The organism is Thalassotalea sp. G20_0 (assembly GCF_017744175.1).
Classification (GTDB): Bacteria; Pseudomonadota; Gammaproteobacteria; order Pseudomonadales; family Endozoicomonadaceae; genus Endozoicomonas.
Genome location: NZ_JAGHQV010000126.1, coordinates 1 through 3,356 on the forward strand (window position 1 = coordinate 1; position 3,356 = coordinate 3,356).

The 3,356-nt window shown below is 52.8% G+C and carries 1 protein-coding gene; it reads right to left on the reverse strand.

Features of this window, described 5'->3' with window-relative positions; all coding sequences use genetic code 11:
• The coding region (locus J7438_RS24820; RefSeq protein ID WP_209278729.1) for a DUF1601 domain-containing protein at window positions 1-3,109 on the reverse strand (3,109 nt) is incomplete at its 3' end.
• Between the last annotated feature and the right edge of the window lie 247 nt (window positions 3,110-3,356).

Here is a 3,356-nt window from a genome sequence, read left to right on the forward strand (position 1 = left end):
TATCTGGGGATGTATTATCCAGGCGAGTAAACAGGTCATGCATGTGCTTTTCAAGATTTTTATTGGCATTGGAGACTAGAGACAACCTGGCACAGCATACCATTACTCCCCAGAGAGACATCAATATTACCTGCTGAGAGAGCTGAGAGTTTTGACTGATTCGGTGGACAAGCGATTCGAACGTGGATTTAACCACGCTCAGCTCAACGAGTTCACCCAGTTTCGCCATGGCCCACAGCAGGTTGGCGATACCCTGAGAATTAAATCGGTCTTTCTGTGCGTTCACGAGGGGCAACAGCACGGCCACGGCCTCGTTGAGTTCTGGTGTCTGCTCCTGCCCGTTGTCCACCAGTTTCGCCGTGGCCCACAGCAGGTTGGCGATATGCTGAGGAATAAATTGGTCTTTTTGTGCGTTCACGCGGGGCAACAGCGCGGCCACGGCATCGCTGAGTTCTGCGGTTCGGTTCTGCCCGTTGTCGACCAGTTTCGCCGTGGCCCACAGCAGGTTGGCGATTTCCTGTGGTTTAAAGTTAGCTTTCTGTGCGATCACGTGGGGCAACAGCGCGGCCATGGCCTCTTTGAACTCTGGTGTCCGCTCCTGGCCGTTGTCCACCAGTTTCGCCATGGCCCACAGCAGGTTGGCGATATGCTGAGGATTAAATTGGTCTTTCTGTGCTTTCACCCGCGGCAACAGCGCGGCTACGGCCTCTTTGAACTCTGGTGTCCGCTCGTGCCCGTTGTCCACCAGTTTCGCCACGGCCCACAGCAGGTTGGCGATATGCTGAGGAATAAATTGGTCTTTCTGTGCGTTCACGTGGTACAAAAGCGCGGCCACGGTCTCGTTGAGCTCTGGTGTCTGCTCTTGGCCGTTGTCCATCAGTTTTGCCATGGCCCACAGCAGGTGGGCGATATGCTGAGGAATAAATTGGTCTTTCTGTGCGTTCACGTGGTACAACAGCGCGGCCACGGTCTCGTTGAGCTCTGGTGTCTGCTCCTGGCCGTTGTCCAACAGTTTCGCCATGGCCCACAGCAGGTTGGCGATTTCCTGTGGTTTAAAGTGAGCTTTCTGTGCGTTCACGTGGGGCAACAGCGCGACCACAACCTCTTTGAGCTCTGGTGTCCACTTCTGCCCGCTGCCTGCCAGTTTCGCCATGGCCCACAGCAGGTTGGTGATTTCCTGTGGTTTAAAGTGTGCTTTCTGTGCGTTTACGTGGGGCAACAGCGCGGCCAAGGTCTCTTTGAGCTCTGGTGTCCGATGCTGCTCGTTGTCCACCAGTTTCGCCATGGCCCAAAGCAGGTTGGCGATACCCTGGGCATTAAATTGGTCTTTCTGTGCGTTCACGTGGGGCAACAGTGTGTCCACGGCCTCTTTGAGCCCTGGTGACCAATCCTGCCCGTTGTCCACCAGTTTCGCCATGGCCCACAGCAGGTTAGCGATATGCTGAGGAATAAATTGGTCTTGCTTTGCGTTCACGTGGGGCAACAGTGTGGCCAAGGCCTCTTTGAACTCTGGTGTCCGCTCTTGCCCGTTGTCCACCAGTTTCGCCATGGCCCACAGCAGGTTGGCGATTTCCTGTGGTTTAAAGTTGGCCTTCTGTACGTTCACATAAAACAACAGCGCGGCCACGGCTTCGTTGAGCTCTGGTGTCAGCTCCTGCCCGTTGTCCACCAGTTTCGCCATGGCCCACAACAGGTTGGCGATTTCCTGTGGTTTAAAGTGTGCTTTCTGTGCGTTTACATGGGGTAATAGCGCGGCCACGGCCTCGTTGAGCTGTGGTGTCCGCTCCAGCCCGTTGTCCACCAGTTTCGCCATGGCCCACAGCAGGTTGGTGATACCCTGTGGTTTAAAGTTATCTTTCTGTGTGTTCACATGGGGCAATAGCGCGGCCACGGCCTCGTTGAGCTGTGGTGCCCGCTCCAGCCCGTTGTCCACCAGTTTCGCCATGGCCCACAGCAGGCTGGTGATCCCTTGGGCATGAAATTGGTCTTTCTGTGCGTTCACCCGGGGCAACAGCGCGGTCACGGCCTCGTTGAGCCCTGGTGTCCACACCTGCCCGTTGCCCACCAGTTTCGCCATGGCCCACAGCAGGTTGGCGATACCCTGTGGTTTAAAGTCAGCTCTCTGTGCGTTCACATGGGGCAACAGCGCGGCCACTGCCTTTTTGATCTGTGGTTTCAGCTCCAGCCCGTTGTCCACCAGTTTCGCCATGGCCCACAGCAGGTTAGGGATACCCTGGGCATTAAATTGGTCTTTCTGTGCGTTCACGTGGGGCAACAGCGCGGCCACAGCCTCTTTGAGCCCTGGTGTCTGCTCCTGCCCGTTCTCCTCCAGTTTCGCCATGGCCCACAGCAGGTTGGCGATTTCCTGGGGTTTAAAGGTAGCTTTCTGTGCGTTTACGTGGGGCAACAGGGCGGCCACGGCCTCGTTGAGTTCTGGTGTCTGCTCCTGCCCGTTGTTCACCAGTTTCGCCATGGCCCACAGCAGGTTGGCGATTCCCTGGGCATCAATATCCCTGGCTTCAGGTTTTTGGTTGCAGTTAAATATTATTGCATCAAGTAGCGTTGACAATAAGGCAGCTTGAGTAAGCTTAACACGCCCATCCATGGGTTTATGAGGGGTAAAAACACCCGCTGAAGCAAATGAATGAAGTGTTGTCGTCAGGCTTCGCCAATTCCAGCTCCGTGTTGCTTTAAAATTTTGCAGCAAACGTATCAGCTGGCTTTGTTCCGCTCGATTTAACGGTCTTTTAGCAGCTGATGTGTATTTTTTAATTGAACTGGCATATTGACCGTGATTTCTCCCATCATAGCGATGACCGAAACGATCCGATTTACTCACCAGACCATCCATTATTTCCTGTTTGATGAGGGCATTAAAATCTTGAACAGAGTTTACCGAACGGCACTGTAGATATTGAGAAGAGCGTGTGCCAGAAGAATGGTAAAATTCATTATGCCCCGGGGTAGTGCGGGGGGGATTTTCCCGTTGTCTGACTGTGGCATGTCTATATCGCCCACGCCTTGAAGATGAAGTACGGTCATCCGGTTGGTTGTAATCATTACCTGATCTTGCGTATTTACCACTGATACCAGCAGTGTTTCTATCCATAATTATATTTCATTAATTCATGAGAATATAAAAAGCAGACTGCGGTTCTGTTCAGAAGTTCATTTTGCTGAAATGTCTATAAACGTAAGCGGTTGAGGAAACACATCTACATCTACTCCTTTGAGTCATGATGGAAGGGAGGAGATTACTGGCTGTTTTTTCTCTTCCTTTTTCTGCTTTTTGGTTTGCCTGTTTGATCTTCTACATATTTTTCGACGGTTTAGTAACAGTGATCTGAGGGTTGCGA